Origin of the sequence: Allosphingosinicella indica, assembly GCF_900177405.1 — a bacterium.
GTDB lineage: Bacteria > Pseudomonadota > Alphaproteobacteria > Sphingomonadales > Sphingomonadaceae > Allosphingosinicella > Allosphingosinicella indica.
On record NZ_LT840185.1, the window covers coordinates 1,272,290 to 1,297,185 of the forward strand.

Consider the following 24,896-nt stretch of genomic DNA (forward strand, 5'->3'; position numbering starts at 1 on the left):
CGTGGCGGCCTTGCGGCCCGACCCGGCTTGGCAAGCACATGCGGCCTGGCGCCGCGCGACGCAACCCTAGGGAAACTACGGGATAGCGCCGTTTTGGATCACCATTCGCCGGTATTGGGCATCGAGGCCCATGGCTCGGCGGCGGGCTTGGCGGGGCCAGCCTGGAGCAGCTCGATCGAGATAGCGTCGGGGGTGCGGACGAAGGCCATGCGTCCGTCGCGCGGCGGGCGGTTGATGGTGACGCCATTGTCCTGGAGATGCGCGCAGGTCGCGTAGATGTCGTCCACCGCATAAGCGAGATGGCCGAAATTGCGCCCGCCCGAATAGTCCTCCGGGTCCCAATTGTGGGTGAGCTCGACCTGCGCGTCCTCGTCGCCCGGCGCGGCGAGGAAGATCAAGGTGAAGCGCCCCGCTTCATTGTCCATCCGCCGCACTTCCTTCAGCCCGAGCAGGTTGAAGAAGCGAACGGTCGCCTCCGGATCGGTGACGCGGATCATGGTGTGGAGATATTTCATGTGGGGCTCGCTTCGTTCAGCGCCGCGACAGCGGCCGTGACGCCAATATAGGATCGCCAAGGATGGGGGACCAGATGACGCGCCTGACTTCGATCGTGATCGCCGCCGCGCTGCTTGCCGCAGGGATCGTGCTGGGTGGCTATCTGATGGGCGACGGCCTCAAGCGTGCGCGCATGGCCGAACGCTCGGTTACGGTTCGCGGCCTCGCCGAGCGCGACGTCACCGCCGATCTCGCGACCTGGACGATCGCTTATTCCGAGCAGGGCACCGAGCTCGGTGCGGTGCAGGGCGCGATCGACAACGACACCCGCGCGATAGCCGCCTTCTTCCGTGCGCAGGGCTTTCCCGACAATGCGCTCAGCAACGCGGGCGTCAGCGTGAACCAATATTTCGACAGCAATCGCGGCGTGAACAACGTCACCGTCCGGCGGCGGCTGCAGCTCCGTACCAACGACGTCATGAAGGCGCGCACGGCCTATGCCCGCCAGTTCGATCTCATCAAGAGCGGCGTCGCGCTCGAGGAGGGGTCGGGCATGGTCTACAGCTTCACCAAATTGAACGACATCAAGCCCGCGATGATCGCCGAGGCGACCAAGGATGCACGCAAGGGCGCTGAGCAATTCGCCAAGGACTCGGGCACGGGCGTCGGCGGCATCAAATCTGCCACCCAGGGCTATTTCTCAATCGGCGCGCGCGACGGGCAGGACGGCGGATCGGGCAACGACTCGCCCTTCCAGAAGGTGCGGGTCGTCACCACCATCGACTTCTATCTGGGGTAGCCCATCGTCGCTCGGGACAAGCGGAGGCGTTTACTGGTTGGCCGTCAACGCCGCCTGCGCCGCCTTGGCCGCATCCGAACCGGGCTGCACCTTGATCGCCCGCGTGTAGAGGCCCTTGGCGGCCTGCTCCTCGCCCGAAATGCCGGCGACATTGCCCGCAAAGACGAGCAGGTCGGCATTGTCGGGCGCCAGCTCCACCGCCTTGGCGATATCGTCCTGCGCGCGAGCGAGCTGCCGCTCTTCCAGCGCGAGCGCGGACGAGAGATACCAGGCGAGCGGATCCTGCGGCACGAGCGCCAGCGCCTTGTCGACATCGGCGCGCGCGGCCGCCTTGTCGCCGAGCGCTTTCACGGCGCGGGCGCGGTCGAGATGGACCTCGCCGCGCATCTCCTCGGTCAGCGCGGTGGAGGCGAGCGCCGAATCGAACGCTGACCGCGCCCTGGCCGCATTGCCGACCGCAAGCCAGGCATTGCCCGCCTGGACGCGGAAATCGGCGCCGCGCGGATCGCGGTTGATCTCGGCCTCCGACGCCGCCTGCTCGAAGGCGGTCGCCGCCGGCTCCCAGCGTTCCAGCCCCGAATAAGCGAGGCCCAGGCACTGGCGGGCGAAGAGGCCGCCGCCGCGCACCAGCCACTCGTTGGCGGAGGTCACCGCACCCTCGGGGTTCGCCTTGGCGAGATCGGCGCAGCGGCGATACTGCTCCTCGTCGGACGCGTGCACCGCCTGCGGCTGCGCCGTCGCCGCGCTCGGCACCTCGGTCTTGGGCCGCGGCGCGGGCTCTTCGAGCATGGGATCGGTCATCGGCACCCGCGGATTGGGGCCGACCGACTGGAGAAGGGCGAGGGCAAGAAGAATCATGGCTGCTCCGGCAGGGCTTCCAGCGTCGCGATGAGGAGGGCGATGTCCTGCGGGCGCGACAGGCGATGGTCGCCGTCCTTGATCAACAGCGTCTGCACGTCGGCTGAACGGACGAGCTTGGCGAGCTCCAGCGCATAGGCCCAAGGCACGTCGGGATCGCGCTGGCCGTGGAGCAGCCGCACCGGTGCGTCGATGCCGATCGGCGCATGGAGCAGGCGCAGCGCCTCGCCGCTCTGCCAGAATGCGCGCGTGGTGACGGTCGGCTGGTCGGAATAGATGGAGGGTTGCGCGAGCCGCCCTTCGGACAGGATCGTCATCTTCTGATCCTGGGTGAAGCCCCAGGAGGTGAAATCGGGCGCCGCAGCGATGCCGACCAGCCCCGCGATCCGCTCCGGCCGCGCCAGCGCCGCGTGGAGCATCATCCACCCGCCCATCGACGATCCGACGAGAATCACCGGCCCTTCGACAACCTGGTCGATCAGCGCCAGCACGTCGTCGCGCCAGCCCTCTGCCGTCTGCATCTCGAAATCGCCCGGGCTGACCCCACACCCTCCATAATCGAAGCGCAGGAACGCGCGGCCCGTCTCCCCCGCCCACGCATCGAGCGCGATCGCCTTGCCTCCCTCCATGTCCGACGCATAGCCCGGCAGAAACACCACCGCCGGCCCCCGCCCGCCGCGCTGGCGATAGGCGATGCGCCGGCCTGGCGCGACGTCGAGATATTGCGGTTCGGTCATCGGGGCTCATCGGTTGGGGGTTGCTTGCGATCACCGCCTAGCATGGCGCTTGCGCAATTGGCAGCGCCCCGCCGCGCGCATAGCACCGTGGGGACTGGAGCATCGCTGGCGGGATCGCTACATGCGCTCGCTATGACGCAGCATTTCAGGATCACGCTTCCCGACGGCTCGGTGCGGGAGATGCCCGAGGGGAGCACGCCCGCGGATGTCGCCGCGGCGATCGGCCCGGGGCTGGCGAAGGCCGCGATCGCGGCGCGGGTGGACGGCGAGCTGCGCGACATCACCCGCCCGTTCGAAGGCGATTCCGCGCTCGCTTTGGTCACCAGCCGCGACGAGAAGGACGCGCTGGAGCTTGCCCGCCACGATTATGCGCATGTGCTGGCGGAAGCGGTGCAGGACCTCTTTCCCGGCACGCAGATCACCTTCGGCCCGTCGACGGACGACGGCTTCTATTATGATTTCGCGCCCAATCCCGAACGCGGCCCCTTCACCGAGGAGGATCTGCCCGCAATCGAGGAGGCGATGCGCCGCGTCATCGCGCGCGACGAGCCGCTGATCCGCGAAGTGTGGAGCCGCGCGGACCTCATCGCGCGCTGGCAGCAGCAGGGCGAGACGTTCAAGGCCGAATGGGCGGCCGAACTTCCCGAGGGCGAGGAGCTGACCGTCTATCGCGCCGGCAAGGGCGAGGACGCATGGCTCGACATGTGCCGCGGCCCGCACCTCGCCTCCACCGGCAAGCTCGCGCCGGACGCGTTCAAGCTGACGCGCGTGTCGGGCGCCTATTGGCGCGGCGACCAGAAGAACGCGATGCTGAGCCGCATCTACGGCACCGGCTGGCTCAACAAGAAGCAGCTCGACGCGCATCTCCTGAAGCTGGAGGAGGCCGCCAAGCGCGATCATCGCAAGCTCGGACAGGAAATGGACCTGTTCCACCTCCAGCAGGAAGCGCACGGCAGTGTCTTCTGGCATCCCAAGGGCTATGTCATCTGGCGCGAGCTGGAGGCCTATATGCGCCGCGCGATCGACGGCGCGGGCTACAAGGAGGTCAAGACGCCGCAGGTGATGGACGCGCGCCAATGGGAGCAGTCCGGCCACTGGGGCAAGTATCGCGAGAATATGTTCGTCATTCCGGACGAGGTGCCCAACGTCGAGGATGAGGGACCGATCGTCTCGAACGATGCCGACTGGATGGCGCTGAAGCCGATGAACTGCCCGGCGCACGTCCTGATCTTCCGCCAGGGGATCAAGTCGTACCGCGATCTCCCCTTGCGCTTCTACGAGAACGGCTGCTGCCACCGCAACGAGCCGCACGGCGCGCTCCACGGGCTGATGCGCGTCCGCCAGTTCACCCAGGACGACGCGCATATCTTCTGCCGCGAGGACCAGATCGTCGACGAGGTGCGCGCCTTCTGCAAGCTTGCTGACCGCATCTACCGCGATTTCGGCTTCAGCTATGCGATCAAGCTCGCGCTGCGGCCCGAAAAGCGCTTCGGCACCGAGGAGATGTGGGATCTCTCGGAAGCCGAGCTTCGCGACGCGGTGGTCGCCGCGGGCCTCGCCACCGAGGACTATGGCTGGGAGGAGCTTCCCGGCGAAGGCGCCTTCTACGCGCCGAAGCTGGAATGGCATCTGACCGACGCGATCGGGCGGACGTGGCAGGTCGGCACCATCCAGTCGGACCGCGTGCTGCCCGACCGTCTCGACGCCAGCTATGTCGGCGAGGATGGCGAGCGGCATCGGCCGATCATGCTCCACCGCGCGATCTTCGGTTCCTACGAACGGTTCATCGGCATCCTCATCGAGCATTTCGCCGGGCGGCTGCCGATGTGGCTGGCGCCGGTGCAGGCGGTGGTCGCGACGATCGTCTCCGATGCCGACGATTATGCGCGGGAGGTGGTCGCCAAGCTCGCCGCCGCGGGGCTGCGCGTCGAGGCCGACACGCGCAACGAGAAGATCAACTACAAGGTGCGCGAGCACAGCCTAGCCAAGGTGCCGGCGCTGCTGGTGGTCGGCAAGCGCGAGGCGGAGGAGGGCACCGTCGCGCTACGCCGCCTGGGCGATCAGCGTCAGGAAGTGATCGCGGTGGACGAGTTGATTGCCCGGCTGAAGGCCGAAGCGACGCCGCCCGATCTCGCCTGACATGGCGCTCGTCCGCCCCGGTAGCGAGATCGCGCGGGAGCGGGGCGCGCGCCACGTCGGCCGCCACCGGCACGAACAGGCCTATGCCGCGCTGGTGCTGCGCGGCGGCTATGTCGAGAGCGGCGATCGCGGGCGTTTTCGCGTTGGCGCGGGCGATGTCCTGTTCCACGGCCCGTTCGAGGCGCATCAGGACGATTTCGGCGGCGAGGGCGCGGACATATTGAACCTGGCGATGCCGTTCGCCGTGACCGCATCGTCGGCGCGCGTCGCCGATCCCGACGCGGTCATGCGGACCGCCGAGCGCGATCCCCTGGAGGCCGCGCATGTGCTGACGGCTGGGCTGCAACCCGGGCCGGAAGCGAGCTCGGACTGGCCCGATTTCCTCGCTGCCGCTCTGATTGAGGACTCGGTGCCGCAGCTTTGCGTATGGGCCGACGCCCATGGCCTCGATCATGCGACCGTCAGCCGCGGCTTCCGTTTCGCCTATGGCGTTTCGCCGCGGCGCTACCGGCTGGAGCAGCGCGCGCGCCGTGCCGCGATCGCGATCCGCGGCGGCAGCGAGCCTCTCGCTCAGATCGCCACCGGGCACGGCTTTGCCGATCAGCCGCACATGACGCGGGCGCTCGGCCGCCTGTTCGGCCGATCGCCGCGCGCGTTTCGCGAGGTCAATTAGGTTCAAGAGCACGCGGCGCGGAGAGGCTATCCGGACGCAATGAACCGCCGCACCTTCCTTTCCGCCGCCACCGCGCTTGCCGCGCTTTCTACCTTCCCTGCCGTGGCCGCGCCCGCGATCCGCACACGCTGGAACGTGACCGGATCGGAAGGATTCGACGCGATCGCCTTCTTGGGGCCGCTGTCGGGCCGCTCGCTCTACATGGACTATTATGCCGACGACGTCGCCGCATTCGCGCCGCGCCTGCCCGCTGCGATCCGCGCCGATGTCCCCAAACTCACCGACGAAGCGGACGGATCGCCGTTCGGGTTGCTCTGGCCGAGTCTCGCGAACCTGCTGAGTGTCGCGCGGCTCGATTCGATCGATGCGGTCATCGCCACCCTGGCCAATCTCGACGGGCTGGTACGGCCGGGCATCGAGGGCGATGTCCCCGAATGGCCGTGGCTGACGGCGAATGCTGCGCGCCTGCGCGCGGTGTTCGTGGCGATGCGTGCGGCGAGCTTTTCCGATTTCCGCCGCAAGCGGCTTGGCATGGCATTCGATGCGCGGCGCACCGAGGTCGCCAACGCCTTGTCCCGCTACGACGTCATCAATTGGCAGGAGAAATTGACCGGCCGCACCTTCGATCCGATGATCAACGTCGTCCTGCTCGCCTTCTCCAAGCCGCACGGCGCCAAGATGCGGGGTCAGACTTTTCTGCAGGCAGCGGATTACGATACCGCCACCACCGTCCGTATCGCCGCGCACGAGATGCTGCACCCGCCGATCCCGATGAAGGGCCGCGTCGCCACCGCGGCACTGGCGGTGCTGGCGAAGGATCCGCTGATCCCGCGGATCGTCCGCGATCACGATCCCCAATGGGGCTACACCACGCTGGAAGGCATGCTCAACGAGGACATCGCCCAGGCATTGGACCAGATTATCAGCGAGCAATTGGGCGTGGCGCGCGTTGCCGCCGATCGCTGGACCAGGGCGGACGACGGCATCCATGTCCTCGCAGCGGGTCTCTACGGCCTTCTCGGCGACGACAATTGGGCGAAAACAGGCGGCGATATTGAAGCGTGGATCGATCGCGCGACCGCGTCCGGCCGGCTCGCACCCGCCTCCCTACATGCCACCGCGGCGCGGGTGCTGAATCGCCCGGCGGACAGGCTGTGGCCGGTGCCGGCGGCGTAAGCGGCCGCGACGCTGCGGCCACATCGCGCGACAAAAGCGGCGGCGCTTTGGGCGGGCATCTTTCAATCGGCCCGCACAAGCATTAGGTGGGCGGCTGGAAGACCACGGCTAACAGGAGAAGCCCCCATACGTCCCCCTCTCAACCGGCGTCCGCAGATGCCGCCGATGAACGGCCCCCGCTTCAACGAATTCATCCAGTCGCCGAAGGTCCGCGTGATCGACGATCAGGGCGAGAATCTGGGTGTGATGCTCACCGCCGAGGCGATCGAGCAGGCGGCCGAAGTGGGATTGGACCTGGTTGAGGTATCGCCGAACGCGGATCCGCCCGTCGCCAAGTTCCTGGATGTGGGCAAATTCAAATATGAGGCGCAGAAGAAGGCGAACCTTGCCCGCAAGACCCAGAGGACGCAGGAGATCAAGGAGATCAAGATGCGTCCCAACATCGACGATCATGACTATGATACGAAGATGAAGAAGGTCTTCGCCTTCATCGAAGAGGGCGACAAGGTGAAGGTCACCCTGCGCTTCCGCGGCCGTGAGCTGGCGCATGGCGAGCTTGGCATGCGCCTCCTCCAGCGCGTGCAGGCCGATGTCATCGAGCAGGCGAAGGTCGAGCAGCACCCGCGCATGGAAGGCCGCCAGATGCTGATGGTGCTGGCGCCCAAGTAACGCCGCGCGCCAATTGCTGAAGATCAGGGAAATGGGGCTGGCGATCGCCGGCCCTTTTTCTTTGGCGACACCCGGCCTTTCATAAGCATACCGGGCACAAGCGTCCCGTGCGCCCGCTTTCCGTAAGGGCAACTTGCCAGCGCCGGTTTCTCACGCGTTGCATTGCGCAACTCATTTGTTGCGCAAATGCAATATGGCGGCCGAAAGCATCGTAAAACTGCGGTTTTTCGGTTGGCTGGTGCGGCGCGATTGCGATAGCTGTTGCCCTAAAGAAACAAACGTTTCGGGGAGAGGGGAACATGAAAAAGCACGCATGGCTCATGTCGGCCGGCATTTTTGCGCTGGCGATGCCTGCCCACGCGCAGGACAATACCCAGCCGCAGCCCGAAGCGAGTCCGGTCGAAGCCGGCCAGGTCCAGGCGGACGCCGCTCCGTCCGACAATTACGGCGGCCAGGAAATCATCGTCACCGCGCAGGGCCGCGCGCAGGCGCTGCAGGACGTGCCGATCGCGGTGAACGTCGTGAACGCGCAGTCGCTGCAGAACTCCGGTGCCAATGATATCCGCCAGCTCAATCAGCTCGCGCCGTCGCTGCTCGTGTCGTCGACCGGTTCGGAAGCCAATGGCTCGGCGCGTATCCGCGGCATCGGCACGGTCGGCGACAACCCCGGCCTCGAATCCTCGGTCGCGGTGTTCATCGACGGCGTCTATCGCTCGCGTTCGGGCATCGGCCTCAACGAGCTCGGCGAGATCGAGCGGATCGAAGTGCTGCGCGGCCCGCAGGGCACGCTGTTCGGCCGCAACGCGTCCGCCGGCCTCATCAACATCATCTCCAAGAAGCCCTCGTTCGAGAACGAAGGCTATGCGGAGGCGACCTACGGCAATTATGATTACATCCGCCTCGGTGGCGGCGTCACCGGCCCGATCGGCGACAGCGGCCTCGCCTATCGCTTCGACGGCGTCTACGTCGAGCGCGACGGCTTCTACCGCAACGTCACGCAGAGCGGCAACGAGCGCCGGGTCAACGACCGCGACCGCTATTTCGTCCGCGGCCAGCTTCTCTACGAGCCCAACGACCTGCTCTCGGTCCGCCTGATAGGCGATTATTCCAAGCGCGACGAGAGCTGCTGCGGCGCGGTCTACGTCTCGACCCGCGAGACCTTCGATCCGACGCCGGGCGTCCCCGGCGATTTCGCGACCAACCCGACCAATCGCATCGTCACCATCCTGCGCGATCTCGGCGGCGTGCTGCCCAGCGCGGGTGACCCCTACAACCGCCAGATCGCGCTCTCGCCGAACCGTACCTATCGCAACGACACCGAGGATTACGGCATCTCGCTGCAGGCCGATTATGATTTCGGTGGCGCGACGCTCACCTCGATCACCGGCTATCGCTATTACAAATCGGGCGGCGCCGGCGACTTCGATTATGGCAATGTCGACATCGCCTACCGCGCCGACGACGGCAACGCGTCGCGCCGCTTCCGCACCTTCAGCCAGGAGCTGAGGCTGCAGGGCACCGCGTTCGACGACAAGTTCGACTGGCTGGTGGGCGCCTATTTCGCCGACGAGAACCTCCGCCTGCTCGACAATTTCAAGTTCGGCACGCAGTACGGCGCCTTCGCCGCTTGCCGCGCCATCGCCGGTTCCGCGCAGCAGCCGAGCCCGCTGTTCGCCTTCCGTCAGGCCGGCGCGCCGGGCTGCCTCAGCCCCACCGGCCGCGCGATCGTCCAAGGCCTCGTCCCCGGCACGACGCCAGCGTTCGGCGCCGCGACGCCGCTGATCCTCGCCGGGCTCGATCGCCTGAGCCAGGTTAACGATGTCGGCGACAATCGCGCCTTCTACGGTCAGAAGAGCCAGAACTACGCCTTCTTCACCCACAACATCATCAACATCACCGAGCGGCTCAGCCTGACGCTCGGCGCGCGCTACACCAACGAGACCAAGAAATTCCGCGCCGATTTCGACAATAACAACACGATCTGTCCGCAGCAGCAGGCCGCGCTCGGCCCGCTGCTCGCCAACCCGGCGCTCGCGGCTACCGCAGGCGGCATCATCACCTTGTCGTGCGTCGGCAACTCGAGCTCGACGCTCAACGCGCTCGATCTCCGGAGCAAGCGTGACGAGGACGAGCTGACCGGGACCGCCGTCCTCTCGATGAAGGCGACCGACAGGCTGCTGACCTACGCCAGCTATTCGAAGGGCTACAAGGCGGGCGGCTTCAACCTCGACCGCTCGGAACTCGGCGGGCCGAACGGTGTCTTCTCGCCGCGCACCAATGCCGATGCCGACGGGTTGCAGTTCGAGCCGGAGAAGGTCGACGCCTACGAGCTCGGCTTCAAATGGTCGGGGCGCGGCTTCACGCTCAACGGCGCGATCTTCCGGCAGGATTTCCGTAACTTCCAGCTCAACACCTTCAACGGCTCGATCTTCGTGGTGCAGAACATCTCGTCCTGCGCCGACGATCTGAACGGCGGCGACACCGACAACAGCCGTGCGACGGGCATCTGCGCCGGCAAGGTGAAGCCGGGCGTCCGCTCCAGCGGCTTCGAGCTGGAAGGCGCGATGTACCCGCATGACGATATCGTCATCACCGCGGGCTACACCTATGCCAACACGCGCTACCGGCGTAACCTCGTCGGCAGCTCGTCGGGCGAGGCGCTCGATCCCGCGCTCTTCCTGCTCGCCGGCGATCAGCTCTCGAACGCGCCGAAGAACGTGATCACCGCGTCCCTCACCTGGACGCCGCCGATCGGCGGATCGGGCCTCTCCGGCCTGTTCTACGTCGATACCCGCGCGACCTCCGACTACAACACCGGCTCCGATCTGTTCCCCGAAAAGGAGCAGGACGGTTACGTGCTGGTCAACGCCCGCGTCGGCGTCCGCGGCGCAGACTCGCGCTGGTCGCTCGAATTCTGGGGCCAGAACATCTTCAACGAAAAGTATCAGCAGGTGGCGTTCAACACGCCGTTCCAGGGCGCCGGCACGGTGGCCCAGGTCCAGGCGTTCGGCGCGACCGGCGGGTTCGCTTCGGCGCAGCAGCTCTTCTCGAGCTACCTCGCCGAGCCGCGCACCTACGGCGTGACGTTGCGCACCCGCTTCTAACGGATAAGGGGAGGGAAAAACGGGCTCCGGCGGAAACGCCGGGACCCGTTTTCTTGTCCGGGGTTCAGCCGCGCGGCCCGAGCAGGATGACGGCCGCGCCAGCAAGGCAGAGCGAAGCGCCGATCAGATCCCAGCGATCGGGCACTGCGCCTTCGACCGCCCACAACCACACCAGCGCCGCGGCGATATAGACGCCGCCATAGGCGGCATAGGCGCGGCCCGCATGGTCAGCCTCGACGAAGGTGAGCAGCCAGGCGAAGAGCGCGAGCGCGGCGAGGCCGGGCAGCACCCACCACGCGCTCTTGCCCAGCCGCAGCCACGCCCAGAAGGCGAAGCAGCCGGCGATCTCCGCCAGCGCGGCGCCGGCATAAGCAAGGATTGTCGGCATCGCCGGCCGCTCAGGCGTCGGCCAGCGCCTTCGCCTTGGCGATCTTCTCGCGCCAGACGAGCGGGGCGAGATGGTGGACGTTCTCGCCCGCCGCATCGACCGCGACGGTGACGGGGAAGTCCTGCACCTCGAACTCGTAGATCGCCTCCATGCCGAGATCAGCGAAGCCGACGACCTTCGATCCCTTGATCGCGCGCGCGACGAGATAGGCGGCGCCGCCCACCGCCATCAGATAGGCGGACTTATGGTCGCGGATCGCCTCAGTCGCGGCCGGCCCGCGCTCGGCCTTGCCGACCATCGCCAGCAGCCCCTGCTCGAGCATCATGCGGGTGAACTTGTCCATCCGCGTCGCGGTGGTGGGGCCGGCGGGGCCAACCACTTCCTCGCCCACCGGATCGACCGGCCCGACATAATAAATGACGCGGCCCGCGAAATCGACCGGCAGCGGCTCACCCCGGTCGAGCATGTCCTTGATCCGTTTGTGCGCGGCATCGCGGCCGGTGAGCATCTTGCCGCTCAGCAGCAGCCGGTCGCCATGCGTCCAGCTCTGCACCACCTCGGGCGTCAGCGTGTCGAGATCGACGCGCTTGGCGGCCTTGTCGGGGGTCCAATTGACCTCCGGCCAGTCGGAAAGGTTGGGCGTCTCCAGATAGGCCGGACCGGAGCCATCGAGCGTGAAATGGGCGTGGCGGGTCGCAGCGCAATTGGGGATCATCGCCACCGGCTTGGATGCCGCATGGGTCGGCCAGTCGAGGATCTTGACGTCGAGGATGGTCGAGAGCCCGCCCAGCCCCTGCGCGCCGATGCCGAGATCGTTGACCTTGTCGAACAGCTCGATGCGCAGCTCCTCGATCTTCGACGACGGGCCGCGCTGCTTCAGTTGCGCCATGTCGATCGCGCCCATCAGGCTTTCCTTGGCGAGAAGCATCGCTTTCTCCGCGGTGCCGCCGATGCCGATGCCCAGCATCCCCGGCGGGCACCAGCCGGCGCCCATCTGCGGCACCATCTCCAGCACCCAGTCTACGATCGAGTCCGACGGGTTCAGCATCTTGAACTTCGACTTGTTCTCGCTGCCGCCGCCCTTCGCCGCGACGTCGATATGCACCTTGCCGCCCGGCACCATCTCGAGGTGAAGGACGGAAGGGGTATTGTCCTTGGTGTTGACGCGGCCGAAGGCGGGATCGGCGAGGATCGAGGCGCGCAGGGGATTTTCGGGATTGCGATAGGCGCGGCGCACGCCTTCATCGATCACCTGCTGGAGCGACCGGTCGCCTTCCAGCCGGCAGTCCTGCCCCCATTTGACGAACACGGTGACGATTCCCGTGTCCTGACAGATCGGCCGGTGCCCCTCGGCGCACATCCGGCTGTTGGTCAGGATCTGCGCGATCGCATCCTTCGCCGCCGGGCTTTCCTCGGCCGCATAAGCATCGCCCAGCGCGCGGATATAATCCATCGGGTGATAGTAGCTGATGAACTGCAGCGCATCGGCGACGCTCTCGATAAGGTCGTCCGGGCGAATGGTGGTGGTCACGTCGCTGTCCCCGTTCCTGAAATCCCGAAGTCCCGTTACGCGCTTTGCCGCGTGCGTCCAATCAGGCGCAGCGATCCGCGGCGGGCTTCCCCGCGATCCGATCGCGTGTCCAAGCGACCAGCTCGCGCGGGAAGGGCGAATCCGCCGCCAGCAACGAAAGGTGATCGCGGCCGGCATAGCGGCGATAGTCGATCGGCTGTCCGGCCCGGCAACGCGCCGCGACGTAGCCGTCCTGGATGGCGGGGAGAACGAGATCGTCCGCCTCGCCCTGCGCGATGAGCAAAGGTGCGGCGACGCCACCCGTGGGGACGTTCTCGGCGAGCCTCGCCCCTAGCGGTCCCTCGCGCGGCGGGCGGGTGAAGATGGGCCCCACGAGCAATGCCTCGATTGCGGGGATGATCACCTCGCGCCCGCCCACGCAGCGATTGGCGATCGCGCGAACCAGCATGCGGTCCGCGCCATAATCGGCCGGCCGCACCTCCGGATAAGCAGCGGCGTAGCGCGTGACGACATAAGCGGACACGATCTTGCCGAACACATTGTCGGCGGATGCGGTGAACAGCGCGGGGAGATCGCTCGCCGGCGCCATCGCCGCGACCCCGGCGAGCGGCACGTCGGGCGCATAAGCGCTGGCGCCCGTCCACAGCGCGGAATGGCCACCCTGCGAATGGCCCCAGACGATCGTCTGCGTGCCGAGGTGGGCCTCGGGGATCTGGCGGGCGGCGCGGACCGCGTCCAGCACGCCGCGCGCCGCTTCCTCGCCGACCAGATAGGCATGGCCGCCGCCGGTCCCCAGCCCGACATAATCGCTGGCAACATAGGCCCAGCCGTTGCCGATTACCGCGCCCACCGCGGGCACGTTCTGGAAGGGATCGACGAGCCGAGAGGGCGCGCAGCCCTGCGCGATGCCGGTGGTGCCGTGCGCCCAGGCGATCGTCGGACGCGGCCCGGCAGACGGCGCGCGCGGCACCACCACCAGCCCGCTCGCCACCGCCGGCGTGCCGTCCGCACGTGTCGTCGCATAGAGGATCCGCCATCCTTGTGCGCGCGACGATACGTTGCGGCTGAAAGGCTCGGCCCGGATCAGTCGTCCGGGCGGGCCGATGGCACTCGACGGAGGTTCGTAGAAGGGGTCCGCGGGCGCCGGCCGCGTCGACCAGAGCGCCGCCAGCACGATCGTCGCCGCCAGCAGCAGCACCGAGACCAGCCTTCGCCGATTTCTCAGGTTGATGGAGGCCATCGCGACATCCCCCTTGCCCGCCGCCATCTTGCCACGGTCGGGCGCGAAGCGCGAGCCGTCAGGCGAGGCTCTTGTAGAAGAATGTGGTGGCGCAGTGGGTGCCGTCGGGCATCAGGGCAAAGTGCGGCACCGCGCCGACGCGGGTCCAGCCGGTGCGTTCGTAGAGCCGTTCCGCTTCCGGCGTCGCGGTGTCTAGGACGAGGAGCGTGCGCCCGCGGGCGAGCGCTTCGGCTTCCGCCGCCGCCATCAGCCGGGCGCCGATGCCGCGGCACCGCGCGCTGCGCCGAACAAGCACCTTGCCGAGATCGGCGCGATGCGGCTGGTTCTCCGCCTGCGCGAGGCTGAGCACGGCGGTGCCGAGGATCGCGCCCGCCTCTTCCGCCACGATCAGCACGCGCCGCTCCGCCGCGACGCTGGCGGCGATGCTGCGCCAGAATTCTTCGGCGCGCGCCTGGTCGAGCGGGGCGAGAAAGCCTACCGAGGCGCCGCCCTCCACGCTGTCGATCAGCACTTCGCCGAGGTGGGGCACGGCCTCTGCCGCGGCGTGGCCATCGAGCGTGCGGATCGCGACGGAGGACATGGCGATGTCTTACCGTCGCCCGATGCCCTCGCCCAGCAGCGGTGATCTTTTCACATGCGCTCAGTCGCGGTCTGGTGCGCCGCCCGGAAAATAGGCGCGCCACGGCCGCGCCTCGTCGATCGCGCGGGCGAAGGCGGACCGCGCCATCAACCGCGCGCGATAGGCGGCGACATTTGGGAAGCGCCCGTCCATCGGGTGGCTCCAGTCGGCATAGAAGAGCTGCGGCCCGGCCGAGACGTCGGCGAGGCTGAAGTCGCCCGCCGCCCATTCGCGATCCGCCATATGTGCGTCGAGCCAGGCATAGGCCTTGTCGAGCGCCGCGCGCGCATCCTTGACGGCGATGGGATCACGGTCCGCCTCGGCGCGCATGTGATCGAAGACGATCCGCTGCTGCGGCGTCGCGACATAATTGTCGAAAAAGCGGTCGAGCGTGCGCACCTCCAGCGCCGCATCGGGATCGTCCGGGATCAGCGGCACCGGCCCGCGATGATGGATGTGGAGATATTCGACGATGCTCGTCGCCTCGGGCACCACCCGCCCGCCCTCGCGCAGCACGGGGAACTTGCCGATCGGCCAGATCGCCGCCAGCTCCGCCTGCGCCGCATTGCCCGGCTCCAGCATCCTCAGCGCGAACGGGATGCCGTTCTCGTAGAAAGCGGTGATCGCCTTCTGGCAGTAGGAGGAGAAGGGGTGGGCGAAAAGCTCTATGGTCATGACTGGTTTTCGTATCCCGCTACAAACCACCACCGATATCATGGACTTTTGGGCAAATCCCGCCGCGAAAGCCTGATCGAGCAGGCCAAGCATAACCGCAGCCCATGCACGGCCGGCGTGCTTACGATCGCTGGTCAGTCCATTGCCTCAGTTGTGGATGCGCTCCTGCGAACGCCCCGACACACGCCTTGGCCACTCGACGGTGGGTCGCCAAAGGATGCAAGATTGGGGCGCGGAAAGGCGCACAATTTCGTCCAAAAAGCGCGAATGATGTGTCATGCTGTGTTAAATGGGTGGCACGATGTCGCCTGCAAACTTGGCTGGCTGAGGCGCGCTTTCCGATGTGGGACGATCGGCACACGCATTGCGAAATTGAACTGTCGGAATCTAAGGCGACCCCGCGAGCTGATGACACCGCGGAGCCCGACTGCGAGGCAGGGCCGCGGGCCGGCGACCGCAAAAGTCGCCCCGTATCAACGCGAAACTTCCACCGGGCACGACCGGCTTTGAAGCCGCACCGGCTCAAACCCGGATTGTATTGATCGCGAGCGTCATTTCGCGCGTCCGCCCTTCAGCTCGATCCACACCGGCGCGTGGTCGCTGGCTTTGGTCCAGCCGCGCACATCGCGGTCCACCCCCGCCGCTTTCAGGCGCTTGGCGAGTTTCGGCGCCAGCATGAGATGATCAATCCGCAGGCCCGCGTCGCGCTGATAGGCTTGCCGGAAATAATCCCAGAATGTGTAGATCGTCGCGCCGGGATGCAGCGATCGGAGTGCGTCCTTCCAGCCCTGCTTTTCGAGCGCCGCGAACGCCGCGCGCACCGGCTCGACATAGAGCGCGTCTTCGGTCCAGCGCTCGGGCTTATAGACGTCGGCGGGCGTGGGGATGATGTTGAAGTCGCCCGCCAGCACCGCCGGCACGTCGGCAGCAATCAGCTCCCTCGCGTGGGCCAGCAGCCGGTCGATCCACGCCAGCTTGTAGTCGAATTTCGGGCCGGGGCGCGGATTGCCGTTGGGGAGGTAGAGACAGCCGATAAGTATGCCGGCGACCGCGGCTTCGAGATAGCGGCTCTGGCCGTCGTCCGTTCCCGGCAGTCCGCGGCGCGTTTCGTGGATCGCGCCGACGCGGCTCAGGATCGCGACGCCGTTCCAGCGCGGCTGGCCGTACCAGACCGCGTCATAGCCGAGCGCCGCGATCGCCGCTTCGGGGAAGCGTTCGTCGGGGCTTTTCAGCTCTTGCAGGCAGACGATGTCGGGCGTCGTCTCTTCCAGCCACCGCAGCAGCACGGGGAGCCGCCCGTTGACGCCGTTGACGTTGAAACTCGCAATCCGCACGGGCCACCTCGATCGCCGGCTTCAGCCTATCGAGCGCAACGCGCGGCGTCGAACCCGGGGCGCAGGCGAAGCGCCGCAGAGAGTAAATAGAGGCGGGGTGGGAAACGCTGGTGCCGCTTAGGTGACTCGAACACCTGACCCCATCATTACGAATGATGTGCTCTACCAGCTGAGCTAAAGCGGCTTGCCGATCCGGCGTGCGCGGGGCCTTATCAGCGCGCTTGGGGGAAGACAAGCGGGCGCGGCCGGGCGGGCGCGGCGGCCGCGCGCGCCGCGCTTTCGCCCGCGCGCTCCGCAGCCAGAACTTAACCCAATTTCAACCATGCCGCGTGCATCGTCCGCCCTCGAAAAGACAGGGGCGTCACTTTGGACAGGGCGGGAATGGACAGCTATCGGGCGTTCGAGGACGGCGTCGGCGCGGATTATCCCGCAGACGACGAGCCGGTCATGGACGCGCCGCCCGCGATCGGGCTGGACGAGCGCCGGATGCACGTGCGCGCCTATAATTATTGGGTCTCGCTGCTCGGCGGTCGCGCCTACCCTTCGATCCAGGACGTCGATCCCGCCGGCATCGACGATTTCGGGCCGCACAGCGTACTGCTCGATTTCTCGGCGGGCAGCGACGATCCCGCGATCGCCTTCGTCGGCGCGGACCTGCGCCGCGAGTGTGGGCTCGATCACGACATCGCCTTTATCAGCGAGGTGCCGCCGCGCTCTTTGCTGTCGCGGCTCACCGATCATTATCTCCAGATCATCGCCAATTGCGCGCCGATCGGCTTCGAGGCCGAGTTCGTCGGCCAGCGCGGGCTCAACACCATGTATCGCGGCATATTGATGCCATTGTCCTCGGACGGCGACACGATCGATTTCATCTATGGCGTGATTAACTGGAAGGAGTCCGCCGACAGCGCGACTGCCGATGCGCTGGCACGCGAGATCGAACGCGCCGCGCCGACGATGCCGCCGCAGGCCGCGGTTCCCGTCTGGGCCGATGGGCCGAGCGCCGAGAGTGCGTCCGCGCCGCACGTGCCGCCCGTAGATCTCATCGATCAGGGGCTCGAACTGGGCGTTGATCGCGATGCCACCGGGTTCGCCTTCTCGCTCTCCGACGACGCGGGCCTTGCCGATCGGCTGGCGGCGGCGCGCGATTGCGCCGATGCCGCCGCGGGCGCCGATGCGCGCAGCCGCGCCGCGCTCTATGAAACGCTCGCGCTCGCGCATGATTTCGCCATCGCCGCCGATGCCGCGCCCGACGATTATGCCGAGCTGCTCGACGATGCGGGCATCGCCGCGCAGGCGCGCGCGCCGATGACGCCGGTGGTCAAGCTCGTCTTCGGCGTGGGCTACGACAAGGCGCGCGTCACCGAATATGCCGCCGCGCTGAGCTATGCCAGGCGCGAGGGCGTCGCGAGCGGCGGTTTCTCCGCATTCCTCGCCTCGCACCCCGGCGGCCTCAAGGCGCTGGTGGCCGAGGAACGGCGCCACCGCCGCCCCGCTGCGGCCCCGGATCGCAGCTCCCGCGCGCGCGCGACGTTGCGCACCGCCAAGCCGCTCGCCTTCGTAGATATCGACACCGGCGCGGAGGAATTCGTGCTGCTCGTCGCGCGGCGTGAGGGCGATGGCCGGCTCGCCGTCATTGCGCCGGTCGCGGGCGACGAAGCGCTGGTCGATCGCGCCATCCGCAAAGCCGCCTGACAGCAGCGTCAATCGCCGCTGCGCCAGCCTTGCCGCCCCCCGATGCCCGGCCTATAGCCCCGCCGATAACAAGCGGCCGGCTTGTCACGCCGCCCGTGCCCGGGGAGCTAGATGATGTCAGCCGACAGCATGGAAGCGGATAGCGCCGCTGACCTGCCCTATATCGATGCCTTGAGCGACGCGCTGGTTCACGGCGCGCTCCCCGGCGAGATCGCCGGCTTCGACACGCAAGATGCGCGCGAGGCCGCACGCTTCGTTTCCGCCTGCGCCGAGCGGCGCCCCGCGGGGATCGCGCTCGTCCGGCTCGAATCGCTCGGCGGCAAGGTCGGCGAGCGGATGATGCGCATCTGCATCGTCAACGATGACATGCCCTTCCTGGTCGATTCGGTCGCCAATGCGATCACCCAGCACGGCCTCATCATCCACCGGCTGCTCCACCCGGTCGTCTGCGCCAAGCGCGACGAGAAGCAGGCGCTCCAGTCGATCGAGCCGACCTACGATGGCTGCCAGCGCGAGTCCCTCATGTATATCGAGGTCGATCGCACCGATGCGCGTGGCCGCCGCGATCTCATCGCCGATCTCCACCGCGTCCTCGCCGACGTGCGCGCCGCGGTGGCCGACTGGAAGGCGCTGCAGGCCAAGATGCGCGCCGACGCCGACCTGATTGAGGACGGCGAGGCCGCCGATCTGCTGCGCTGGTTCGCCGACGGCGCGATGACCCTGCTCGGCTATCATGTCGAACAGCCGACCGGTCAGCCGGTCGAGGCGCTCGGCCTGTTCAAGATCCCCGGCGAGCCGACCGACGAGGGCGGCTGCATGGGCGCGATCCGCTATTTCGAGAACGGCGGCGCGGTGCCGCTGATCGCCAAGGCGGACCGCAAGTCCACCGTCCACCGCCGCGTGCCGCTCGATCTCGTCGTGGTGCCGATCCGCGAGGGCGGCAAGATCACCGGCATCGGCGTTCACGCCGGCCTCTGGACCAGCCAGGCGCTCGGCGCGCCGATCGAAGAGGTCCCGCTGCTCCGCCGCCGGCTGAAGGAGCTGGAGGACGGGCTCGGCTTCGACCGCCGCGGCCATTCGGGCAAGGCGCTGCGCCATGCGATCACCTCGCTGCCGCGCGATCTGCTGGTCAGCCTCGGCGACGATGCGGTCAAGACGCTCGTGCTCACTGCCATGTCGCTGGCGGATCGTCCGCGGCCGACGCTGATCCTGGTGCGCAGCCGCCTCAAGGGCCATCTCTTCGCCTTCGTCTGGCTGCCGCGCGATGAGCTCTCCACGCGCCGCCGCAACGAGATCGGCGACATGATCGAGGCGGCGACCGGCGGGCGTCCGTCGAGCTGGGCGGTCGAATTGGGCGAGGGCGATCTCGCGCTCATCCGCTTCACCTATTACGTCGATCCCGCGTCGCCGACGCCCGACGCGGCGGAGCTCGATCGCCGGCTGGACGAAATGGTTCGCGGCTGGGAGCCGAGCGTCGAAGCGGCACTAGGCGACATCGTCGGCCCGGCGCGCGCCACCCGCTTGGCGCTGAGCTTCGTCGGCGATTTCCCCGACAGCTACCGCACCCGCACGCAGCCCGGCGAGGCGGCGGCGGACGTGATGCGCATCTGCGAGTTGCAGGGCGCCACCGACCGCGACGCGCGTCTCTATCGTCGCGAGGGCGACGCGCCCGATCACCTCCGCCTCAAGACCTATCGCCTGGGCGCGCTCATCCCGCTGTCAGAAGCTGTGCCGGTATTCGAGAATTTCGGCTTCCGCGTGCTCGAGGAAATTCCGACCGCGCTCAATGAGGGCAAGCTCGGCTACATCCACGAGTTTGTGCTCGAGGTGCAGCAGGGCGACGTCGCCGGGCTGCTCGAGCGCGCAGAGCCGATCGAGCGCGCGATCGCCGCGGTGCTGGAGGGCAAGGCGGAGAATGATCCGTTCAACCAGCTCCTCGTCGCCGCCGGGCTGCAATCGCACGAAGTCGTGCTGTTCCGCGCCTGGTTCCGCTACCTCCGCCAGACCGGCCTCGCCTATTCGCAGATCACCGTCGTCGATGCGTTGCGCAGCGCCCCCGCGGTCGCGCGCGGCCTCATCGATCTGTTCGAGGCCGAGCATGATCCCAGGAAGATCGGCAGCGGCGTCGATGGCGCGAAAGCGGCGGAAGCGGCGATCACCGAGGGACTGAGCCATGTCGCGGCGATGGACGACGATCGCATCCTGCGACTGATCCGCGGCGTTGTCGTGGCGACGCTGCGCACCAACGCCTTTGCCGAATCGGGCAAGGAGGCGCTCGCCTTCAAGCTCGAGAGCGCCAACGTCCCCGGCCTTCCCGCCCCCGTGCCATGGCGCGAGATCTGGGTGTACAGCCCGCGCGTTGAGGGCATCCATCTGCGCGGTGGCCCGGTCGCCCGCGGGGGCCTGCGCTGGTCCGACCGCCGCGACGACTTCCGCACCGAGATCCTGGGCCTGATGAAGGCACAGGTCGTCAAGAACGCCGTCATCGTGCCGACCGGCGCCAAGGGCGGCTTCTATCCCAAGCAGCTTCCCTCGCCCGCGGTCGACCGCGAAGCCTGGTTCGAGGAAGGCAAGGAAAGCTACCGGACCTTCATCCGCGCTTTGCTCTCGGTCACCGACAATATCGTCGAGGGCGAGGTGGTGCATCCCGCGGGCGTCACCGTACGCGACGGTGACGATCCCTATTTCGTGGTTGCGGCCGACAAGGGCACGGCGACCTTCTCCGACGTCGCCAATGCGATCGCGGTCGATCGCAAATTCTGGCTCGGCGACGCCTTCGCGTCGGGCGGCAGCCAGGGTTACGACCACAAGGCGATGGGCATCACCGCGCGCGGCGCCTGGGTGTCGGTGCAGCGCCACTTCCTCGAATTGGGCACCGATGTGCAAACCCAGCCGATCACTGTGGTCGGCTGCGGCGACATGTCGGGCGACGTCTTCGGCAACGGCATGCTGCTGTCGAAGGCGCTGAAGGTGATAGCGGCGTTCGATCACCGCCACATCTTCCTCGATCCGAACCCCGATCCGGCCGCGAGCTGGGTCGAGCGCAAGCGGATGTTCGATCTGCCACGCTCGAGCTGGGATGATTATGACAAGGCGCTCATCTCCAAGGGCGGCGGCGTCTTCCCGCGCACCCAGAAGCAGATTCCGCTGACGCCCGAAGTGCAGGCCGCGCTCGACATCGCGGTCGACACGATCGATCCGCTGAGCCTCATCAACGCCATCCTCCGCGCACCCGCGGACCTGCTCTGGTTCGGCGGCATCGGCACCTATGTGAAGGCCAAGGGCCAGAACAATGCCGAGGTCGGCGATCCCAGCAACGATGCGGTGCGCGTCAATGCGGCGGACCTGCGCGTCAAGGCGATCGGCGAGGGCGCGAACCTCGGCGTGACGCAGGCGGGCCGGATCGAATTCTCGCTCGCCGGCGGGCGGATCAACACCGACTTCATCGACAATTCGGCCGGCGTCGATTGCTCGGACAACGAGGTCAACATCAAGATCCCGCTCAACCGCGAGATGGCGGAAGGGCGGCTCGGCTTCGAGGACCGCAACGCCTTCCTCGCCGAGATGACCGACGATGTCGCGGCGGTCGTGCTGGAGGACAACCGCCTCCAGACGCTGGCGCTGTCGATCGCCGAGCGCGGCGGCGCGCGTGCGCTACCGTCGATCGTCCGCGCGATCGAATTGCTCGAGGAAAGCGGCCGCCTCAACCGTCAGGTCGAGGGGCTGGCCGGCAATGAAGAGCTGCTCCGCCGCGGGCAGGAAGATCGCGGCCTCACCCGGCCCGAGCTCGCCGTCGTTCTCTCCAGCACCAAGCTGGAGCTGCAGGCGGCGATCGAGGCGGGCAAGCTGACCGAAGACGCGACGCTGACCCCCGAGCTCTGCGCCGCCTTCCCGGATCGGATGCAGAAGCGGTTCGGCGATGCGATCGTCCAGCACCGCCTGCGCCGCGAGATCATCGCCACCAAGATCGCCAACCGCTTCGTCAACCGGCTGGGCGTCACCGCACCCTTCGCGCTGACCGAGGAGGAGGGCGCCTCACTGGCGCAGGCTTCTGCGGCGTTCGTCGCCGCCGAACGATTGTTCGACATGCGCGCCTTGTGGCGCGAGCTCGACGAAATCCCGCTCTCCGAGCCGGTGCGCGTCGAATTGTTCGACGAGGCATCGAAGGGCCTCCAGCTCCACATCGCCGACATGCTGCGCTGCGTGCCCGCAACGATGAAACTGCAGGAGATCGTCGAGACGCTCGGCCCCGGCATCGCCAAGCTCAACCAGCATGTGGACGAGCTGCTCCGCGAGGAAGCGCGCAACCAGGGCCAGGCGATGCGCGACCGGCTGACCGAGCTCGGCGTCCCCGCCGATATCGTCAAGCGCATAGCCCGTCTCTCCGAGATGAACGGCGCGGTCGGCATCGCGATGCTGAGCCACCAGAGCGGCGTCGATGTCGTCAAGCTCACCGACGCCTATACAAATCTCGGCGAAGCATTGGGCATCGACTGGGCGCAGCAGACCGCGAACCGCCTCGAATCGAAGGACACGTGGGAACGGTTGCTCGCCGCCGGGCTCGCGCGCGATTTCGAGCAGCTCCGCATCGATTTCCTGCGCCGCAACAAGGGCGGCGATCCGTCGGCGGCGGTCGATCAGTGGGTCGCGCACCAGCGTCCGCGCGTCGATCAGTTCCGTCGGCTGGTCGATCGCGCGCGCACCGCGCCGCAGACGACGGCGCCGATGCTCGCGCAGATCGCCGCACAGGCCCGCGGACTGCTCGCGCGCTAGGGCTTAAGAGCCCGCGCAAACAGCCAGACGCGGATCGCGCTGGCGAGATTGGGGGGATCGTCCGCCTCGATCCGCTCGGCGTCGATCCGCGCGACGAGCGCGCTGAGTGGCAGCGCCTCGGCGCGCGCGGCTACCTGCAGCGCATCCCAGAAGATCGGCTCGAGACTGATCGACGTCGCATGCCCCGCGATCATCACGGAATGCTTCTTGGGCGGATCGCGCAGACTGACCATCGCGCGCGGCCATACACGATTTTTTCGGGGTGGAGCGAACTCCGCGCGCTTTCTAGATTGGCAGGGCGATGCGCAAAATTGAGGCGAGCCGGATGGATAGCTGCCAGGCCCTGACTGAAAAGGAGAAGCAGACCCTTCGGTTGATGGGCCGCGGCCATGATGCGAAGTCGATGGCGCATCACCTCGGCCTCTCGGTCCACACCGTCAACGAGCGGCTCCGCGCCGCGCGCCGGAAGATGTCGGTATCGAGCAGCCGCGAGGCCGCCCGGCGGCTGCTCGATACCGAGGGCCCCACCCCCGAAAATCTTGGCGACAAACAAATGGGGGAAGCCGGTCAGCACGCGTCCGTGGAAGGGTCTGCGGCATCGGACGCCCTTGCCAGGACGAAGAGCCGCTTCGTCTGGGGCGTCGTTGGAGTTGCCCTCATGTCCCTTATTCTAGGAATTGCTGCGCTGTCCTCGCTGTCGGTCGGGTCCGCGCCATCCACCGGCGCCGTCGAGGCGCAGCCCGTTGCTGCGGCGACGGCTGGCCAGAGCGAAACCGAGGCGGTGCGCGCGGCCCGCGCATGGCTGGCGCTGGGCGATCAGGGGCGGTGGAATGATGGCTGGCGTGCCACCAGCAAGTCGTTCCGGGATTTGAATACGCCTGCAGTCTGGGCCGAGGTGTCCGAGAGGGTGCGAAAGCCGCTGGGCGCGATGCTGTCGCGCACGGCCCTCAGCCAGGAAACTGTTCCCGCGCCGCCCGCCGGCGTCGAAGTCGTCAAATTCCGCACCAGCTTCGCCAACAAGCCGGAGGCGATCGAGACGGTGTCTTTGGTTCGGGAAGATGCCGACTGGAAGGTCGTCGGGATTTTCTTGGAATAGCGAGGGCCATCCCTCTCCCGCTTGCGGGAGAGGAGCGAGACTTGGGTGGTCTCAAAGGGAGCGCCTTAGTCGCAGCGGTGAGGGTGGCGGAGACGCCGTAAGGCTCGCTGCGCTCGCACCCTCACCCAAACCCTCTCCCGCGAGCGGGATAGGGGGTAACCGTCAATACATGTGCTGGCCGCCGTTGATCGACAGCGTCGATCCGGTGATGAAGCCGCCGTCCTCTGCGCAGAGGAAGGTGACGCCGCGCGCGATTTCCGAGGCCTGGCCCAGGCGGCCGACCGGGATCTTGGCGACGATCTTCTGGAGCACGTCGGCGGGCACCGCGGCGACCATGTCGGTGTCGATATAGCCCGGCGCGATCGCGTTGACGGTGATGCCGGCGCGTGCGCCTTCCTGCGCCAGCGCCTTGGTGAAGCCGTGGATCCCCGATTTGGCCGCGGCATAATTGACCTGGCCGTACTGGCCTGCCTGGCCGTTGATCGAGCCGATGTTGACGATGCGGCCGTATTTGCGCTCGCTCATCCCCTCCCACACCGCTTTCGCCATGTTGAAGCAGCCGCCGAGGTTGACGTCGATCACGTCGTCCCACGCATTGCGGTCCATCCGCTTCATGGTGCCGTCGCGGGTGATGCCGGCATTGTTGACCAGTACGTCGACGGCGCCGAGATCGGCCTCGATCTGCTTCACCGCCGCGACGCAGCCCTCGAAGTCGGCGACGTCCCATTTATAGGCTTTGATGCCGGTCTTTTCGGTGAACGCCTTCGCCTTTTCCTCATTGCCCGCATAATTGGCGGCAACGGTCAGGCCCTTGTCGCGGAGCGCGAGGCTGATCGCCTCGCCGATGCCTCTGGTGCCGCCGGTAACGATCGCAACGCGCGCCATATTTCTCTCT

Annotated in this window: 20 protein-coding genes and 1 tRNA gene; 9 read left to right on the forward strand and 12 right to left on the reverse strand. The window is 67.3% G+C overall.

The features are described from left to right. Positions 1-98: 98 nt before the first annotated feature. Positions 99-515, reverse strand: a complete 417-nt coding sequence (locus B9N75_RS06290; protein WP_085218031.1) for a VOC family protein — start codon at positions 513-515, stop codon at positions 99-101. Positions 516-589: 74 nt separating this feature from the next. On the opposite strand from B9N75_RS06290, the gene B9N75_RS06295 reads away from it, so the two are divergent. Next, on the forward strand, positions 590-1,294 hold the full coding sequence (locus B9N75_RS06295; RefSeq protein ID WP_157123728.1) for an SIMPL domain-containing protein: 705 nt from the start codon (positions 590-592) through the stop codon (positions 1,292-1,294). Positions 1,295-1,324: 30 nt separating this feature from the next. Here the strand turns inward: B9N75_RS06295 and B9N75_RS06300 are convergent, their stop codons facing one another. Both B9N75_RS06300 and B9N75_RS06305 read right to left on the reverse strand, forming a co-directional pair. Further along, positions 1,325-2,152: a tetratricopeptide repeat protein gene (locus tag B9N75_RS06300; protein WP_244552454.1), complete on the reverse strand. Its 828-nt coding sequence runs from the start codon at positions 2,150-2,152 to the stop codon at positions 1,325-1,327. Beyond that, positions 2,149-2,889, reverse strand: coding sequence for an alpha/beta fold hydrolase (locus tag B9N75_RS06305; protein WP_085218033.1), 741 nt, complete (start codon positions 2,887-2,889; stop codon positions 2,149-2,151). The genes B9N75_RS06300 and B9N75_RS06305 overlap by 4 nt, the downstream gene beginning before the upstream one ends. A 132-nt stretch (positions 2,890-3,021) precedes the next feature. On the opposite strand from B9N75_RS06305, the gene thrS reads away from it, so the two are divergent. The 5 genes from thrS to B9N75_RS06330 all read left to right on the forward strand — a co-directional run bounded on the left by thrS (position 3,022) and on the right by B9N75_RS06330 (position 10,650). Continuing rightward, positions 3,022-5,028 (forward strand): threonine--tRNA ligase, encoded by a 2,007-nt coding sequence (gene thrS, locus B9N75_RS06310; RefSeq protein ID WP_085218034.1) that lies wholly within the window; start codon positions 3,022-3,024, stop codon positions 5,026-5,028. A 1-nt stretch (position 5,029) separates the two neighbouring features. Beyond that, positions 5,030-5,701 carry a helix-turn-helix domain-containing protein gene (locus tag B9N75_RS06315; protein WP_157123729.1) on the forward strand — a complete coding sequence of 224 codons (672 nt, stop codon included), beginning with the start codon at positions 5,030-5,032 and terminating at the stop codon, positions 5,699-5,701. A 39-nt stretch (positions 5,702-5,740) separates the two neighbouring features. Beyond that, a complete protein-coding gene (locus tag B9N75_RS06320) occupies positions 5,741-6,877 on the forward strand; it encodes a hypothetical protein (protein WP_085218035.1) in 1,137 nt (378 codons plus the stop codon). Positions 6,878-7,033: 156 nt separating this feature from the next. Continuing rightward, the gene (infC, locus tag B9N75_RS06325) at positions 7,034-7,546 is read left to right on the forward strand and encodes a translation initiation factor IF-3 (RefSeq protein WP_085218036.1); all 513 of its coding nucleotides are present in this window, start codon (positions 7,034-7,036) and stop codon (positions 7,544-7,546) included. Positions 7,547-7,845: 299 nt separating this feature from the next. Next, on the forward strand, positions 7,846-10,650 hold the full coding sequence (locus tag B9N75_RS06330) for a TonB-dependent receptor (RefSeq protein ID WP_085218037.1): 2,805 nt from the start codon (positions 7,846-7,848) through the stop codon (positions 10,648-10,650). Between the two features lie 64 nt (positions 10,651-10,714). Here the strand turns inward: B9N75_RS06330 and B9N75_RS06335 are convergent, their stop codons facing one another. From B9N75_RS06335 to B9N75_RS06365, 7 genes are all read right to left on the reverse strand, one after another. Further along, positions 10,715-11,038, reverse strand: a complete 324-nt coding sequence (locus B9N75_RS06335) for a YnfA family protein (protein ID WP_085218038.1) — start codon at positions 11,036-11,038, stop codon at positions 10,715-10,717. Between the two features lie 10 nt (positions 11,039-11,048). Continuing rightward, positions 11,049-12,569: a fumarate hydratase gene (locus tag B9N75_RS06340; RefSeq protein ID WP_085218039.1), complete on the reverse strand. Its 1,521-nt coding sequence runs from the start codon at positions 12,567-12,569 to the stop codon at positions 11,049-11,051. A 61-nt stretch (positions 12,570-12,630) separates the two neighbouring features. After that, entirely contained in the window at positions 12,631-13,809 is a 1,179-nt protein-coding gene (locus B9N75_RS06345; protein WP_172840828.1) for a lipase family protein, read from the reverse strand. Between the two features lie 58 nt (positions 13,810-13,867). Further along, positions 13,868-14,389: a GNAT family N-acetyltransferase gene (locus B9N75_RS06350; RefSeq protein WP_085218041.1), complete on the reverse strand. Its 522-nt coding sequence runs from the start codon at positions 14,387-14,389 to the stop codon at positions 13,868-13,870. A gap of 60 nt (positions 14,390-14,449) precedes the next feature. After that, positions 14,450-15,103, reverse strand: coding sequence for a glutathione S-transferase family protein (locus B9N75_RS06355; protein ID WP_085218042.1), 654 nt, complete (start codon positions 15,101-15,103; stop codon positions 14,450-14,452). Positions 15,104-15,654: 551 nt separating this feature from the next. Then, entirely contained in the window at positions 15,655-16,437 is a 783-nt protein-coding gene (gene xth / locus B9N75_RS06360; RefSeq protein WP_085218043.1) for an exodeoxyribonuclease III, read from the reverse strand. Between the two features lie 108 nt (positions 16,438-16,545). Then, positions 16,546-16,621 (reverse strand) — tRNA-Thr (locus B9N75_RS06365). A 197-nt stretch (positions 16,622-16,818) separates the two neighbouring features. On the opposite strand from B9N75_RS06365, the gene B9N75_RS06370 reads away from it, so the two are divergent. Together B9N75_RS06370 and B9N75_RS06375 are read left to right on the forward strand one after the other, a co-directional pair. Beyond that, on the forward strand, positions 16,819-18,132 hold the full coding sequence (locus B9N75_RS06370) for a PAS domain-containing protein (RefSeq protein WP_085218044.1): 1,314 nt from the start codon (positions 16,819-16,821) through the stop codon (positions 18,130-18,132). 114 nt (positions 18,133-18,246) lie between these two features. Continuing rightward, entirely contained in the window at positions 18,247-22,905 is a 4,659-nt protein-coding gene (locus tag B9N75_RS06375; protein ID WP_085219439.1) for an NAD-glutamate dehydrogenase, read from the forward strand. Here B9N75_RS06375 and B9N75_RS06380 read toward each other — a convergent pair. Beyond that, on the reverse strand, positions 22,902-23,138 hold the full coding sequence (locus B9N75_RS06380; RefSeq protein WP_085218045.1) for a ribbon-helix-helix domain-containing protein: 237 nt from the start codon (positions 23,136-23,138) through the stop codon (positions 22,902-22,904). The genes B9N75_RS06375 and B9N75_RS06380 overlap by 4 nt on opposite strands. A gap of 68 nt (positions 23,139-23,206) precedes the next feature. Between B9N75_RS06380 and B9N75_RS06385 the strand changes: the two genes are divergently transcribed. Beyond that, positions 23,207-24,001 carry a helix-turn-helix domain-containing protein gene (locus B9N75_RS06385; protein ID WP_085218046.1) on the forward strand — a complete coding sequence of 265 codons (795 nt, stop codon included), beginning with the start codon at positions 23,207-23,209 and terminating at the stop codon, positions 23,999-24,001. Between the two features lie 162 nt (positions 24,002-24,163). Here the strand turns inward: B9N75_RS06385 and phbB are convergent, their stop codons facing one another. Continuing rightward, positions 24,164-24,886, reverse strand: a complete 723-nt coding sequence (gene phbB, locus B9N75_RS06390; RefSeq protein WP_085218047.1) for an acetoacetyl-CoA reductase — start codon at positions 24,884-24,886, stop codon at positions 24,164-24,166. Positions 24,887-24,896: the final 10 nt, after the last annotated feature.